Annotated in this window: 14 protein-coding genes; 5 read left to right on the forward strand and 9 right to left on the reverse strand. The window is 68.0% G+C overall.

Translation table 11 applies throughout. The annotated features are described in order from the left end of the window. Nucleotides 1–12: 12 nt before the first annotated feature. The 4 genes from RIE31_00770 to RIE31_00785 are packed head-to-tail and all read right to left on the reverse strand — an operon-like array spanning nt 13 to nt 4029. Nucleotides 13–975 carry a DMT family transporter gene (locus tag RIE31_00770; protein MEQ8639135.1) on the reverse strand — a complete coding sequence of 321 codons (963 nt, stop codon included), beginning with the start codon at nt 973–975 and terminating at the stop codon, nt 13–15. Continuing rightward, nucleotides 972–1964 carry a DMT family transporter gene (locus tag RIE31_00775; protein MEQ8639136.1) on the reverse strand — a complete coding sequence of 331 codons (993 nt, stop codon included), beginning with the start codon at nt 1962–1964 and terminating at the stop codon, nt 972–974. Before RIE31_00775 ends, RIE31_00770 begins: the two co-directional genes overlap by 4 nt. A gap of 41 nt (nt 1965–2005) precedes the next feature. Next, nucleotides 2006–3064 carry a DMT family transporter gene (locus RIE31_00780; protein ID MEQ8639137.1) on the reverse strand — a complete coding sequence of 353 codons (1059 nt, stop codon included), beginning with the start codon at nt 3062–3064 and terminating at the stop codon, nt 2006–2008. After that, a complete protein-coding gene (locus RIE31_00785) occupies nt 3061–4029 on the reverse strand; it encodes a DMT family transporter (GenBank protein ID MEQ8639138.1) in 969 nt (322 codons plus the stop codon). The genes RIE31_00780 and RIE31_00785 overlap by 4 nt, the downstream gene beginning before the upstream one ends. A gap of 171 nt (nt 4030–4200) precedes the next feature. Between RIE31_00785 and RIE31_00790 the strand changes: the two genes are divergently transcribed. After that, nucleotides 4201–4485 (forward strand): chorismate mutase, encoded by a 285-nt coding sequence (locus tag RIE31_00790; GenBank protein ID MEQ8639139.1) that lies wholly within the window; start codon nt 4201–4203, stop codon nt 4483–4485. A 34-nt stretch (nt 4486–4519) separates the two neighbouring features. Here RIE31_00790 and RIE31_00795 read toward each other — a convergent pair whose 3' ends face one another. The 3 genes from RIE31_00795 to RIE31_00805 all read right to left on the reverse strand — a co-directional run bounded on the left by RIE31_00795 (nt 4520) and on the right by RIE31_00805 (nt 7575). Further along, nucleotides 4520–5464, reverse strand: a complete 945-nt coding sequence (locus RIE31_00795; GenBank protein ID MEQ8639140.1) for a DMT family transporter — start codon at nt 5462–5464, stop codon at nt 4520–4522. Beyond that, the gene (locus RIE31_00800; GenBank protein ID MEQ8639141.1) at nt 5461–6492 is read right to left on the reverse strand and encodes a DMT family transporter; all 1032 of its coding nucleotides are present in this window, start codon (nt 6490–6492) and stop codon (nt 5461–5463) included. The genes RIE31_00795 and RIE31_00800 overlap by 4 nt, the downstream gene beginning before the upstream one ends. A 156-nt stretch (nt 6493–6648) precedes the next feature. Next, nucleotides 6649–7575: a DMT family transporter gene (locus tag RIE31_00805; protein ID MEQ8639142.1), complete on the reverse strand. Its 927-nt coding sequence runs from the start codon at nt 7573–7575 to the stop codon at nt 6649–6651. Between the two features lie 241 nt (nt 7576–7816). Between RIE31_00805 and RIE31_00810 the strand changes: the two genes are divergently transcribed. Next, entirely contained in the window at nt 7817–9025 is a 1209-nt protein-coding gene (locus RIE31_00810; protein ID MEQ8639143.1) for a pyridoxal phosphate-dependent aminotransferase, read from the forward strand. Nucleotides 9026–9108: 83 nt separating this feature from the next. Here RIE31_00810 and RIE31_00815 read toward each other — a convergent pair whose 3' ends face one another. Next, the gene (locus tag RIE31_00815) at nt 9109–10044 is read right to left on the reverse strand and encodes a transcriptional regulator GcvA (GenBank protein MEQ8639144.1); all 936 of its coding nucleotides are present in this window, start codon (nt 10042–10044) and stop codon (nt 9109–9111) included. Between the two features lie 136 nt (nt 10045–10180). Between RIE31_00815 and RIE31_00820 the strand changes: the two genes are divergently transcribed. After that, nucleotides 10181–10930 carry a DUF1684 domain-containing protein gene (locus RIE31_00820; protein ID MEQ8639145.1) on the forward strand — a complete coding sequence of 250 codons (750 nt, stop codon included), beginning with the start codon at nt 10181–10183 and terminating at the stop codon, nt 10928–10930. Nucleotides 10931–10970: 40 nt separating this feature from the next. Here the strand turns inward: RIE31_00820 and RIE31_00825 are convergent, their stop codons facing one another. Beyond that, nucleotides 10971–12032, reverse strand: a complete 1062-nt coding sequence (locus RIE31_00825; protein MEQ8639146.1) for an asparaginase — start codon at nt 12030–12032, stop codon at nt 10971–10973. Here RIE31_00825 and RIE31_00830 point away from each other — a divergent pair. Together RIE31_00830 and RIE31_00835 are read left to right on the forward strand one after the other, a co-directional pair. Then, nucleotides 12031–12678, forward strand: a complete 648-nt coding sequence (locus RIE31_00830; protein ID MEQ8639147.1) for a TrmH family RNA methyltransferase — start codon at nt 12031–12033, stop codon at nt 12676–12678. The two genes, RIE31_00825 and RIE31_00830, sit on opposite strands and share 2 nt — an antisense overlap. 73 nt (nt 12679–12751) lie before the next feature. Beyond that, nucleotides 12752–13294, forward strand: a complete 543-nt coding sequence (locus tag RIE31_00835; protein MEQ8639148.1) for an invasion associated locus B family protein — start codon at nt 12752–12754, stop codon at nt 13292–13294. Nucleotides 13295–13305: the final 11 nt, after the last annotated feature.

The raw sequence follows: 13305 nt of genomic DNA on the forward strand, positions 1-13305 counted from the left end.
GGACGGCCCCGCTCAGCTCTCCGCCGGCGGCACGGGGCCGGCCGGTCGGCGTGTCTCGCGGGTGGTGATGTAGACGGCGGAGGCGACAATGACCGCGGCGCCGATCCATGTGGCGGCCCCCGGCACCTCGGCGAAGAGGAAGAAGCCGAACAGTGCCGCAAAGGGCAGGCGGGCGTACTGGAAATGGGTCACGAAACTGGCATCGGCCTGGGTGATGGCGCGCACCAGAACCATGTGAGCGGCGGTGGTGCCGATGCCGATGCAAGCCATCCAGACCAGGGTCTCAAGGCTTGGCCAGGTCCAGACGAACAGCGCCGGGATGAGCGAAACCGGGGTCAGGATCACCAGCATCCAGGCGACGATGGTGTCGGGCTTTTCGGTGCGCGACAGCTTTTTCACCAGCATCTGTGACGAGGCGGCGAAGAAGGCCGAACCGATGACGATGACCGCACCGATCTCTATGGCCGTGGCATCCGGCCGCAGGATGATGAGGGCGCCAAGGAAGCCCATAAGCACCGCGGCGACACGCCGCCAGCCCACCACTTCCGACAGAATGAACGGCGCCAGCAGGGTAACGAACAGCGGCGAGGTGAAGCTCAGCGCCGTGGCGGTGGCCAGAGGCAGCACCGCCAGGCCATAGAACCAGGCGGTCATGGCGCAGAGACCGGTGGCGGCGCGCAGACCGTGCAGGCGCAGATGATTGGTGCGCAGACCGCGCAGACCGTTGCGCAGGAACCACGGGGACATGGCGGCCAACCCCATGAGATTACGGAAGAAGACCACTTCAAAGGTGTGCAGCTCGCCCGAGACGTGGCGGACAATCACATGAACGGCCGGGAAGATGGCCATGGCCACCAGTGCCAGCAGGGCGCCGCGCAGAGGTGCGGGCATGACCCGCCACGCCTCGCGCCGCCACGCCGCGAGCCCTGTCTTGCTGGCGGATGGGCGGGCGGGCGGGCGGATGGCGTCATTCATGGGCTGGTGTCGGGGGTCTTGAGCGGCGGCGCGTCGGGAGCGCTCGCCAACCCGACCGGCGCGTCGCCGTGGGCGTCGGCACGGCCGTGGGCGCGGGCGGCGGCGATCTCGCGCCGGGCGACAAAGACAGCGGCGCTGATGATGATGGCCGCGCCGACCCAGGTCAGCAGGTCGGGCCATTCGTTGAACAGAAGCAGCCCGAACAGGGCGGCATAGGGCAGTCGGGAGTACTCGAAATTGGTCAGATAGCTGGCATCGGCAATGCTCAAGGCCTTGACCCAGACCAGGTGGGCGACGGTTGCGCCGCCGCCGATGAACAGCAGCAGGCTCAGCTCCGTCAGGCTCGGCCAGGTCCAGACGAACAACGCCGGCACGAACGACAAGGGCGTCATCAGCAGAAACATCCAGGCGACGATGGCTTCACTGGAGTGGGTGCGCGACATCAGCTTCATCAGGGTGATGGAGCCGGCGGCGAAGACGCTGGAACTCAGCACCACCAGGGCGCCGCCGTTGAAGCCCTGAAAGCCCGGGCGGATAATGACCATGGCGCCGACGAAGCCGACACCGATCGCCGCCGCCCGTCGCCAGCCGACCTTCTCGCCGAGCACCAGGACGGCGGCGACAGTAATGAAGAAAGGGGCGGTAAAGCTGAGCGCGGTGGCGTCGGCCACCGGCATCAGGGCCAGGCCCCAGAACCAGGCGGTAATGGCGCTGGTGCCGGTTATGGCGCGGATCAGGTGCAGGTGCGGCTTATCGGTCTTGAGCCCCTTGAGTCCGGCGCGCCAGAACCAGGGCGCCATGAACAGAAGGCCGAAAAGATTGCGGAAGAAGGCAATCTCCAGCGGGTGAATACTGCCGGAGAGGAAGCGGACAGCGCTGTGTACGGCGGGAAATACCGCCATGGCCACCAGCGCCAGAATGGTGCCCCGAATCGTCGGCGGCAGGGCGCGCCAGGTGCTGGCAAGACGGGAAGCTGAGGAGTCTGTCATGAAGCGGCCATCTTAGGGGCGATGCGGAAAGCGGAACCAGACTAGCCGCCCGGCCCTTTCCCGGCTGGCGCCGCACCTGGCGTCGCGGCGGATGGCGGGGCGGCGTCGGCTGACGGCAGGCCCGGTGAGCCGAGCGGCAGAACCGGTGCGGCCTCCGCCGGCAGGCCCGGTGGTCCCGGCGGCAGCGCTGACTGCACGTCGAGTCCGCGGGTCTCGGCGGCGGCGGCTTCACGCCGTGCGATATAGCCGGCGCTGACGGCGATGATACCGGCGCCGATCCAGGTCCAGCGGTCGGACCATTCGCCGAAGGCGACCAGGCCGATGATGGCGACGAATGGCAGTCGAGCATATTCAAACAGCGCCATGAACGAGACGTCAGCCAGGGCGAAGGCGCGGATCTGCAGGATGATGGCCGTGGAGCCGAGGATGCCGAGCAGGGCGGTCGCCGCCCAGGCCACGGCGTCGGGCGGCTGCCACAGCATGATTGCCGGCACCGCGATGGCCGGCAGGACGATCAGATTGCCATAGATGACGGTCACCTGCGGCCGTTCACTGGTGGCCAGCCGCTTGACTGCCAGCAGGGCCAGCGCGCCACTCAGCGAATGGCCGACGACCCACAACGCCGGCCACTGAAACGCATCGAGCCCCGGCCGCAGGATGATGAGTGCGCCAGTGAAGCCGACCACCAGCGCGACGATGCGGCGCGGTCCCACGGTCTCGCCCAGAATGAGGGCGGCCAGAACGGTCATGAACAGCGGCGTCATGAAGCTGACAGCGGTGACGTCGGCGATGGCCATGAAGCGCGTCGCCATAAACCAGCCGATGGTCGACAGCAGCAACAGAACACCGCGCGCCGCATGCAGGCCGAGACGCCGGGTGCGCAGCGCGGACAGACGCCGCCGCCACAGCCAGGGCGTGAGCGCCAGCAACACGGCGGCCGACAGGAGAAACACCCCCTGGATGACCGGCAGACGGTCCACCAGCACGCGGATCAGCCCGGCATTGACCGCATAAAGCGCTATCGCCGCCAGAACCATGAGCGAGGCCCGCAGGCTGGCGCTGAGGGCGTTCCAGCGGGCGGTGAGTCGGGCCGGAATCATCGGCCGGCGCGGGAGCGGGCGCGGAGCGGCGCGGCCGGCTCCGGTGGCACCATGGCGGCAGCGGCCGGCCGCAGCCCGGACCGCAGATTTTCGCGGCGCACAACATAGAAACCGGCGGCGGCAATGACCCCGGCGCCGACCCATGTCCAGATATCGGTTGTCTGGCTGAAGGCGAACCAGCCGATGGCGGCGGCAAACGGCAGGCGTGTGAAGTCGAACAGCACAACATAGGAGGCATCGGCGCTGGCGAAGCCGCGCGCCATCAACTTCTGGGCCAGAGTGCCGAAGCCGCCGATGGCGATGACGATGAGCCAGGCCAGGGGGCCGGGCCAGGTCCAGACGAACGCCGCCGGCACCAGCGCCGCCGGCGTGACGATCAGCACCAGATAGATGACGATGGCGTCGGGCGCTTCGGTGCGCGACAGAGTCTTGATGATGATCGTGGCGACGCCGATGAGAAAGGCGGAGCCGAGTACGATCAGCGCCACCGGGTCGAAGGCGGACAGGCCCGGCCGGATGACGATGAGCGCGCCGGCGAAACCGACCGCCAGGGCGATACGGCGGTGCCAGCCGATCTGCTCTCCCAGAAAGAAGGGCGCCAGCAGGGTGGCGAACAGCGGCGTCGTGTAGTTGATCGCCGTCACGTCCGACAGCGGCAGTTTGGAAATGCCGTAGAAGAAGGTGAGCATGGCCGACAGGGCCACCGCACCGCGCAGGAAGTGGAGCGGCAGTTTCTGTGTCCGCAACGCGCCGAAGCCGACCCTGGCCAGCCATGGCAGCATGAAGACGAGGCCGAACAGGTTGCGGAAGAAGGCAACCTCGAAGGGATGCATATAGTCCGTCGCCAGGCGAATCAGTCCGGCCATGGCGGCGAAGGCGAGATTGGCCCCGAGCATCAGCACGGCAGTGCGCAGCGGTGGTGGCAGGCCGGCAAACCAGGCGGCGAGGCGGGCGCGGGACGGCATCTGTGTGGAACCGGAGCGGGGGAACGGGCTGGGAAACCAGGGGGGCGGGACGGCAGGCGGTGAAACGCCGGGTCTTTCACCCGGACCGGCGGCAGCTTACGCTTGGCATGCAGCAACTGCCAGCAGTGCCACCTGCACCCTGCCGCCGCCACATCCTCCGGTCCCGATGCCATGTCCTCCTCTGATATCGATTCTCTGCGCGCCGAACTGGACACCATCGACGAAGAGATGATGCGCCTGCTGGGTGAGCGCTTTGGGGTGACGCGACGGGTCGGCGCGCTGAAGAAGGCCAATGGTCACAAGGCCGTGGACCCGGCGCGCGAGGCGGCGCAGGACGCCCGCATCCGTCGTCAGGCCGCCGCCGTCGGCATCGATGGGGATCTGGCGGTGGCGGTCATGCGCCTGGTGCGGGCGCGGGTTGTGGAAGACCACCGCGCCATGGGGGTGGGCGACTGACCATCGGGTCGGGTGGCCGGACTATCCGGAGCTATTACTGTCCCTGGCCGACGCGACCCGGTGTCGGCACCGTGGTCGGGCTGAGCGACGGCCGCGTCTTGTCTTTGGCGAGCAGGGCCTCGCGCCGCGCAATATAGAAGCCGGCGCCGGCGATGATCGCCGCCCCGGCCCAGGTCCACAGGCTTGTGGACTGCGCGAAAAACAGCCAGGCGAACAAGGCGACAAACGGCAGCTTGGTATAGTCGAAGCCAATCAGGTAGGAGGCGTCGGCGAGAGCGAAGCCGCGGTTGAACAGGATGTGTCCGGCCGTGCCGAGACCGCCCACCACAACCACCGCCAGCAATGCCTCAAGAGACGGCCACTGCCAGACGAACAGCGCCGGCAGCAGCGACAGCGGGATCAGCAACAGCACCATATAGACGGCAATGGCCTCTGGATTCTCGGTCCGCGCCAGAATCTTGACGATCATGATGTTCATGCCCGACAGCAGGGCGCTGCCCAGCACGATGAGGCTGGTCGGGTCCATGGTCTCGGCCCCAGGCCGGACGATGACCAGCGCCCCGGCGAAGCCGATCAGGGTGGCCATCAGACGGCGCGGGCCCACCACTTCCTTGAGGATGAACGGCGCCAGCAAGGTGGCGAACAGCGGCACCGTGAAGTTGAGCGCCGTCACCTGGGCCAGCGGCAGAACGGTGATGGCGTAGAAGGTGCCCATCATGCTGAACACGTTGAAGAAGGCGCGCAGGCCGTGCAGGCGGAGGCGGCTGGTGCGCAGCCCCGCCAGCCCCGCCCGCATCAGCCAGGGCAGCAGGAAGACCAGGCCGAATACGTTGCGGAAGAAGGCAATCTGAAAGGCGTGCATGCCGGCATCGGCGGCATAGCGGATACCGGTGCTCATGCCCGAAAAGAACAGCGCCGCGCCGAGCATCAAGACGGTGGCCCGCACGGTGGGGGTGAGACCGGACCAGTAGGCTTTCATGAGGGCCGGCCGTTGCCGCCCTGCGGGAGCGATGTGGGCGGGAGCGATGTCGGCGGCGCGGCGGCCGAGGGTGCGGCCGGCGGCGCGGCGATGGCGTCGGCCGCATCGGGCGAGCGCGGCAGGATGATCGGGTGCCGCGCCAGCCGGCTCTCCCGGTGCGCCACATAGGCGCCGGCGGCAGCGATGATGGCGGCGCCGACCCAGGTCAGGGAGTCCACCGACTCCGCATAGAACACCCAGCCGATCAGCGCCACGAAAGGCAGCTTTGCATAGTCGAACAGCGCCACGTAGGACGCGTCGGCCAGGGCAAAGCCACGGGTGAACACCTGATGCGCCGCGGTGCCCACAAAGCCCATGGCAATAGCCATGGCCCAGGTCCAGGCGTCCGGCCAGGTCCAGACGAAGAGCGCCGGAACGAGAAACAGCGGCGTCATGGTGATGCCCATCCACAGAACGATGGCGTCGGCCGGCTGCCGCGCCGACAGTTTCTTGATGATCATCATTTCCACGGCGAAGGTGGCGGCCGACAGCACCACCAGCAGGGCCAGCGGATCGAAGGCGGACAGTCCCGGGCGAACGATGATGAGGGCGCCGACGAAGCCGACGATGACCGCCATGCGGCGGCGCGGCCCGACTACTTCCTTCAACACGAAGGGCGCCAGCACGGTGGCGAAGAGGGGGGCGGTGAAGCCCAGCGCCGCGGCCTGGGCGATGGGCACGGTGGCGATGGCGAAGAACCAGGCCAGCCCGCCGACCACGCCGATGGCGGCGCGGCAGAGATAGAGCCTGAGGCTCGGCCGGTCGATGCGCACCGCCTGGGGCAGCGACCGCCACACCCATGGCAGGGTGAAGGCGAAACCGAAGAGGACCCGCAGAAAAGCAACCTCGAAAGGATGAACGCCGCGCGAGGTTTCCCGCTGCAGGCCGATCAGGATGGCGAACAGCAGTGATGCCACCAGCATGATGAGCGCGGCGCGCAGCGGCGCCGGCCAGCCGCGCCAGGTGGCCAGGGCCGCGGCCGCCGTCATGATCGCAACACGGGCCGTGCGAAGGCGGGGGCCGTCGCCACAGGCGCCGCCGCCGGCAGGGCGGCCCGTCGCGAGGCCGGCGGTGATGATGGATCCGGGATCATGTCTCTTCTATCGGCCCGGGCGGGGCCGTCTGTAAAGCCGGATCATGGCGGACTATTCGCCAGCCGCCTGCGGTTTCCGGGCGACGGTGGCGGCGCGGGATTCACGGCGGGCGATGTAGATGGCGGCCAGGGCGATGATGGCGGCCCCCACCCAGGTCAGCAGATCGGTGGCCTGACCAAAGGCAAACCAGCCGATCACCGCGGTCATGGGCAGCATGGTGTAGTGGAACATGACCACGAAGGAGGCGTCACCACGGGCGAAACCACGGGTCATGAGCTGGTGGGCGGAGGTAGCGCAGAAGCCGATGGCCAGGGTGACGCCTAGCATGGACCAGCTCGGCCACTGCCACTGGGTGAGGGCCATGACGAAGCTCACCGGGATCATCACCAGAACCAGATAGAGGACAATGGCGTCGGGGGAGTCGGTGCGGGCGAGTTTCTTGATGAGCATGATCTCTATGCCGACCAGTGCCGCGCCGACAACGACGATCAAGGCGTTGGGATCGAAGGCGGAGAGTCCGGGCCGCAGGATAACCAGGGCGCCGGCGAAGCCCACCAGCGTGGCGCCAAGGCGGCGGATGCCGACGCGTTCGCCGAGCATGAAGGGGGCCAGCAGGGTGGCATAGAGCGGGGCTGTGAAACTGAGCGCGGTGGCTTCGGCGATAGGCAGCAGCGAGACGGCGGTAAACCACAGGATCATAGCGGTGGCGCCGATTGCGCCACGCAGCAGGTGCAGTGGCAGGCGCTTTGTGCGGGCGCGGGACAGGCCGGCGCGGATCAGCCAGGGGGCGAGGAACAGCGCGCCAAAGATGGCCCGGAAGAAAGTCACCTGAAACGGATGCAGTTCGCTTGAGGCATGACGCGCCAGGCCGGTCATCAGGGCGAAGAAGAAAACCCCCGACGTGACCAGCAGGGCGGCCTGGGTCGGGCGCGACAGGCGATGCCACAGGCGGTGGGCGGGGGCAGGCAACAGGGCCATGGAACGGTTCCGGTAGAGCGGCGGCACCTGGGTGCCGACGGCAGAGGCACACAAGCAGCCGGGAAGCGGCAGGGGTTTGCCGCAACGGCGCAGCGGCGGATTTTCACCATAGCCCAGGGATGGCTATGACGTCCGCCGCCGGCGACGGCCGGGCGTCGTCAGGTCGCAGGGCTGGCGCCGGGCGGGGCTTCGGGCTAAAGACGGCCGGCAGCCCCTTCCCGTCGCCCGCGGTGTTTTGACCATGGCTCGTTCCGATCAGCGTTTTGTTCCCGCCACGCCTTCCGGCACGGCGCTCGACCATGTGTCGCGGCAGATGGCGATGCTGGAAAAGCAGCTGATCGTCCAGGTGGTGGAGATGGCGCGCGATGCGCCGGACGTCATTGCGCTGTGGTTCGGCGAGTCGGACCTGGACACGCCGGACGTGGCCAAGGACGCGGCCATGGCGGCGCTGGCCCGCGGCGAGACCCACTACACCCACCAGAACGGTATTCCGCCGCTGCGCCAGGCGCTGGCCACCTATATGGCCGGGCTTTATGGACGCGATTTTGACAGCCGCCGCATCACGGTCGCCTCCGGCGGCATGAGCGCCATCATGATGGCGCTGCAAACGGTGCTGTCGGCCGGCGACCACATGGTCATCGTCACGCCGCTGTGGCCCAACGCCTTTGGCGTGTGTCGCATCCTGGGGGCCGAATACAGCGAAGTCCCGATGGTGCAGCATTCCGACGGCTGGTCGCTGGACCTGGACCGGCTGTTCGCCGCCGTCGGCCCGCGCACCCGGGCGCTCTATATCGCGACGCCGGGCAATCCCACGGGCTGGATCATGGAGCATGACCAGCAGCAGGCGGTGCTTGACTTCTGCCGCGCGCGCGGCCTGTGGCTGATCGCCGACGAGGTCTATGCGCGGATGATCTATGACCGGCCGGTGGCGCCGTCATTCCTGGAGATCGCCGATGACGAGGATCGCCTGATCGTCGTCAACACCTTTTCCAAGACATGGGCGATGACCGGCTGGCGCATGGGCTGGATGGTGGCGCCACCGTCCCTGGAGAAACTGCTGGCCGATGTAGTCCAGTACAACAGCAGCGGCACGGCGACCTTTCTGCAATACGGGGCGCTGGCCGCGGTCGAGGCCGGCGAAGGGTTCGCCGAACGCATGCGCGACCATTGCCGCGTGGGTCGCGACATCGTCCATGACCGTCTGCACGGTATGAACCGAATCACCCTGGCCCGGCCGCAGGCGGCCCTCTATGCGTTCCTTAAGGTGGACGGGTTGACCGACAGCCTGGCGGCGGCCAAGAGCCTGCTGACGGAGACCGGGGTCGGCCTGGCCCCCGGCGTGGCTTTCGGCGCCGGCGGCGAAGGGCATTTGAGAATCTGCTTCGCCAATGCGCCCGACCGCCTGAACCAGGCTATGGACCGGCTGGCGCCGGCCCTGGCCAGGCTTTAGGGCGCTCTCTCTAGGGGGGCTTTGGGTCGCGCCTTTACACGGCGCTTTAGGTCGCGCCTTTACACGGCGCGTTTGTGGGGCGCCTAGGCGGCATTGACCGCGCTACCGGCTTCGGCCGCGGCCAGATCCTGTTCCTCCGCCCGGGCCGCCTCCAGCAGCCAGTCACGGAAGGCCTGCACCCTGGGCAGGGCGGCATTGGCCGGCGGATAGATGATGTAGTAGCGGAAATTGGTCGGCATGGAGATGTCGAACGGCTTGACCAGGCGACCGGATTCCAGTTCGGCGCGAACGATGTGGGTACGGCCCAGCGCCACGCCGCGGCCTTCGGCGGCATATTCCAGAGCCATGGAAGAGTCGGTGAAGCTCGGTCCCCGCATATAGTCCAGATCGCCGATGCCGGCGGCCATCAGCCACATGCGCCAGGTGATGGAGAAATTGTCATGGACCAGTTGGTGGTGGCGCAGGTCCGACGGTCGCCTGAGCGCGTGGCGGCCCTTGAGCAGTGACGGGCTGCACACTGGGAAGATGTCCTCCGTCAGGAAGGGCACCGCCTCCAGCCCGGGCCAGCCGCCAGGGCCGTAACGGATTCCCAGATCGAAATCTTCATTAACGAAGTCCGCGGGGCGGTCCTCGGTCGAGATGCGCACGTCGATGCCCGGATGCTTCTCGCGAAACATATAGAGACGGGGAATCAGCCAGCGCACGGTGAAGCTCGGCATGGCCGTGACCGTGAGAATGTCCTGGCGGCTTTCGCGGCCGATGCGGCGCAGCCCCGCATCGATCGAATCGAAGGCGGCGGACAGCACCGGCAGAAAATTGTCGCCCGCCTCGGTCAGCACCAGGGCGCGGTTGGTGCGGGTGAATAGGCTGACGCCGAGGCGATCCTCCAGCCCCTTCACCTGGTGGCTGACGGCGGCCTGGGTGACGCCCAGCTCCCTGGCGGCGCGGGTGAAGCTGAGATGGCGACCGGCCGCCTCGAAGGCGCGCAGGGCGTTAAGGGGAAGCAGGTCGCGGCTCATGGCAGGGGCTGGGTTGTGGCAAGAAAAACTAATGATGAGGTGCAGAAAGACTCGTTTGTCATCCGCCAAAAGGCAAGACATTTTCAGCCACACGATCCATTCGTGATAATTCCAGTTTGGGCAGGGAGAACAGGCCATGGGACCGGATTCGGGTTCACCGATGGGGCTGGAGGCGCGCCCCGGCGAGGGCGCGCCTGGCGAGGGCACGCCCGGCGAGGGCGCGGTGAGCGGGCTTTGGGACTATCGCCGTCAGGTGGCGGACCTCTATCACGAGGTGCGGGCGCTGGCCCGCCACGAGGAAGGACGCGCCGCCTGGCTGCACTGGCGGGCGGTCAGGGACCGGCTGTTTGCCGGCCATGCCCAATCGCCGGTGCCGGCGGCGCAACGGCGCGTCTTCGCCGGTCTTACCTACTTCCCTTATGACCCCGCATGGCGACTGACGGCGACGCTGGAGACCATCGCCGACGGTCGTGAAGAGCGCATCGACGCCGGTCAGGACGGGGTTGTGCGCCTGACGCCCTTTGCCCGCAGCCAGGGACTTGCCGGGCGGCTTGGCCGGGAGCTGACGTTGTACTGGATCGGCGGTTATGGCGGCGGCGTCTTCTTGCCGTTCCGCGACGCCAGCGCCGGGCAGCACACCTATGGCGGCGGCCGTTATCTGCTGGATACCATCAAGAGTGCCGATCTTGGCCGCGATGATGACGGGCGGACGGTGTTTGACTTCAACTTCGCCTATAACCCGTCGTGCGTGTGGTCGGACCTGTGGGTGTGCCCGCTGGCGCCGGACGCCAACCGGCTGAATGTACCGATCATGGCCGGCGAGCGATGGGACGCGCCGGCGACGGCACCGCATACGGCGCTGATGGCCGCGGAGGTATTGATCTAGGACGGGGTTGCCGGCGGGCTGACAAAACAACCTGCCGGCGTCAGAACGCCGGCTTGGCCACGGGCCGGATTTCGCCGACGACGACGCCGGCCCAGTTGGTCAGGGGCGTCGTGCGCCACGGCTGCAGCGCCGTCGATGCCTGATCGCTGAGGACCGCCAGACGATCCAGCACCGCCATGAGGGCAACCGGCGCGGCGCGGCCGGCGCCGTCCGCCACCTTGAGGGCGATGCCGAGGCCCGGCGTATTGACGGTCGGCGCAATGGCCGCGCAGGCCACGCCCTCGGCCCCGCCCTTGGTCAGGACAGCACCACCACACACGCTGTTGAGCACGCTATCGAAGCGGCCGGGGCCGGCCAGCAGGTCGCCATGGTCAGCCATGGCGCGGTGGATACGACCAATGGCCGTGGCGCGCCTGTCCGCTAGCCCGGCCGGGTCGGCGAAGCGGGCCCAGGCCAGGGCCATGGCCCCCAGCGGCATGGCGATGACCGGCAGGCCGCAGCCGTCGATGGCGCGCGCGGCCCCTTCCAGATCGTGCCCGCCCATCTGTTCCAGCAGGCCGAGGATGCGCTGCTGCACCGGGTGGCCGGGCCGGTCATAGCCGGCGACGGCCTCGCCCAGATGGCGGGCGGTTGCCAGCATGGCGGTGTGCTTGCCCGAGCAATTGTTGTGCAGACGGCTGGGGGCCGCACCGGCACGGACCAGGGCGTGCGCCGTCGCCTCGTCGTTCGGCCAGTGGGCATGGCAGACCAGATCGTCCGGCGACAGGCCAAGGTCGACCAGCCAGCGCCCGGCCCGCGTGGTGTGCATGGCCATGCCTGCATGGGAGGCGCAGGCGAGAGCGATGTCCGCCGGCTCGCGCCCGGCGCTGTCCGCCGCGCCGCTTTCCACCAGAGGAATGGCCTGCAAGGGCTTGATGGCGGAACGGGGATAGACCGGCCGCTCATAGTCGCCGGCGGCGAGGAGGACGCGGCCGTCGGTGTCCACCACCGCCAGCGCCACGCGATGAGCGCTCTCCACCGCCGGGCCGCGGCTGACCTCCACCAGCAGCGGGTCCACCAGCAGCGGACTGGCTCCGGGCGTAGCGTGATGAGACTCACTCATGGCGACAACTTGTCTCGCGCTCGCCGCCGGTGCAACCTCTGCGGCCATGAATGCTGCGGACGACAAGGCCGGGATGATGCCGGACGGGCGAAAGCCGGACGGGCGGTTGCGGGGCTACTTCGGCCTCGGCGTCGAGGGAATCAGCAAGCCGGTCAATCTCGGCAGTGTCTTGCGGGTGGCCAATGCCTTCGGCGCCAGCTTCGTCTTTACCCTGGGGGCGGACCTGCCGCGTGATGTGCGGGCCAGCGACACCGCCGACACGCCGGCCAGCGTACCGACCTATGGCTGGGCCGGCGCCCATGACATGGCCCTGCCGCGCGGCTGTCGCCTGGTGGCGGTGGAACTGGCGGACGAGGCCATTGACCTGCCAAGTTTTCGCCATCCCCGGCAGGCAGCCTATGTGCTGGGTAGCGAACGCTATGGCCTGAGCCCGGCGACCCTGGCGGCGGCCGATCATGTGGTGCGCATTCCCATGCGCTTCTCGGTCAATCTGGCGGTGGCCGGCGCCATCGTCCTGTATGACCGGCTCTACAGCCTGGGCCGCTTCGCGCGGCGGCCGGTGGTGGCCGGCGGGCCGGCCGAACCGGTGCCGGACCATGTGTTCGGCCAGCCGGTATTTCGGGGCGACCGGCCGGGCGACGGATAGGGTATAAGGACGGGGTTCGGTGGACTACGGACACAGTGGACTACAGACTCAAGGGCCCAAGGGAATGAGACACATGACGGACAGTCGAGCCATACTCTTTCGCACCGTATTCGCCGGCGCACTGGCGGCATTGATGCTTGGCCTGGCGAGCCTGGCGCCGGCGATTGCCGCACCGGAGATCGTCAGCCGCCACACGGACTGGGTGGTGCTGGAGGAGCGGCAGGGCCTGCGCGCCTGTCTGACCTATGGCGAGCCCGGCCAGACCCTGCCGGACAATGTGCGGCGCGGCGATATCTATGTGGTGGTGACCTACATCCCGAGCGAGAGCATCGGCGGCCAGGTGCGGATCGAGATGGGCTATCCGCTGGAGGAAGGCCGTGACGTCACGGTGGAGATTGACGGCCGCTCGTTTCAGTTGTTTCGCGACGACCGCACGAAAGAGACCGCCTGGACCCGCAGCGACGACGACGATGCAGCCATGATCGCCGCCATGCAGGCCGGCAGCCGCATGGTCGTGCGCGGCCGCTCCGCGCGCGGCACCGACACCACCGACACCTACTCCCTGTCCGGCTTCACGGCGGCGACCCGCGCCACCATCGACGCCTGCCGGGGCTAGAAGAATTGTTG

It is taken from the genome of Alphaproteobacteria bacterium, from assembly GCA_040218575.1.
Classification (GTDB): domain Bacteria; phylum Pseudomonadota; class Alphaproteobacteria; order JAVJRE01; family JAVJRE01; genus JAVJRE01.

What these genes read in the sequence shown, in the direction of transcription:
- RIE31_00775 (MEQ8639136.1), bottom strand. Translation starts at nt 1,964, where the DNA reads ATGACAGACTCCTCAGCTTCCCGTCTTGCCAGCACCTGGCGCGCCCTG.
- RIE31_00805 (MEQ8639142.1), bottom strand. Translation starts at nt 7,575, where the DNA reads ATGGCCCTGTTGCCTGCCCCCGCCCACCGCCTGTGGCATCGCCTGTCG.
- RIE31_00830 (MEQ8639147.1), top strand. Translation starts at nt 12,031, where the DNA reads ATGGCGACAACTTGTCTCGCGCTCGCCGCCGGTGCAACCTCTGCGGCC.
- RIE31_00795 (MEQ8639140.1), bottom strand. Translation starts at nt 5,464, where the DNA reads ATGAAAGCCTACTGGTCCGGTCTCACCCCCACCGTGCGGGCCACCGTC.
- RIE31_00785 (MEQ8639138.1), bottom strand. Translation starts at nt 4,029, where the DNA reads ATGCCGTCCCGCGCCCGCCTCGCCGCCTGGTTTGCCGGCCTGCCACCA.
- RIE31_00835 (MEQ8639148.1), top strand. Translation starts at nt 12,752, where the DNA reads ATGACGGACAGTCGAGCCATACTCTTTCGCACCGTATTCGCCGGCGCA.
- RIE31_00825 (MEQ8639146.1), bottom strand. Translation starts at nt 12,032, where the DNA reads ATGAGTGAGTCTCATCACGCTACGCCCGGAGCCAGTCCGCTGCTGGTG.
- RIE31_00815 (MEQ8639144.1), bottom strand. Translation starts at nt 10,044, where the DNA reads ATGAGCCGCGACCTGCTTCCCCTTAACGCCCTGCGCGCCTTCGAGGCG.
- RIE31_00820 (MEQ8639145.1), top strand. Translation starts at nt 10,181, where the DNA reads ATGGGACCGGATTCGGGTTCACCGATGGGGCTGGAGGCGCGCCCCGGC.
- RIE31_00810 (MEQ8639143.1), top strand. Translation starts at nt 7,817, where the DNA reads ATGGCTCGTTCCGATCAGCGTTTTGTTCCCGCCACGCCTTCCGGCACG.
- RIE31_00800 (MEQ8639141.1), bottom strand. Translation starts at nt 6,492, where the DNA reads ATGACGGCGGCCGCGGCCCTGGCCACCTGGCGCGGCTGGCCGGCGCCG.
- RIE31_00770 (MEQ8639135.1), bottom strand. Translation starts at nt 975, where the DNA reads ATGAATGACGCCATCCGCCCGCCCGCCCGCCCATCCGCCAGCAAGACA.
- RIE31_00790 (MEQ8639139.1), top strand. Translation starts at nt 4,201, where the DNA reads ATGTCCTCCTCTGATATCGATTCTCTGCGCGCCGAACTGGACACCATC.
- RIE31_00780 (MEQ8639137.1), bottom strand. Translation starts at nt 3,064, where the DNA reads ATGATTCCGGCCCGACTCACCGCCCGCTGGAACGCCCTCAGCGCCAGC.